General features: G+C 68.8%; 1 protein-coding gene. It reads right to left on the reverse strand.

All coding sequences use genetic code 11. The features are described from left to right. On the reverse strand, positions 1–266 hold a 266-nt coding region (locus QP415_RS11965; RefSeq protein WP_336620008.1), incomplete at both ends, for an NAD-binding protein.

The raw sequence follows: 266 nt of genomic DNA on the forward strand, positions 1-266 counted from the left end.
CGTGGTGGGCGCCCACGCGGCGCAGAATGCGGCCGTGCTGGGAGGACGTCGCCTTCACCCAGATCGAGGAAATGCCCATGTCGACGAGGTTTGCGGTGATGAGCACCGCCGCCTCCAGCGAGGAACCCACGCCGACGACGGCGCTGCGGAACTCGCGCGCGCCCAGCTGTTCGAGGAAGCCGTCCTTCTCCATCTCGATGTAGTCGACCATGCGGCCACCCACCAGGTGCGCCGTGCGCTTGCCGGCGTCCAGGTCGGGGTAGACG

The organism is Pauljensenia sp. UMB3104 (assembly GCF_030217285.1).
In the GTDB taxonomy this organism is placed as follows: domain Bacteria; phylum Actinomycetota; class Actinomycetes; order Actinomycetales; family Actinomycetaceae; genus Pauljensenia.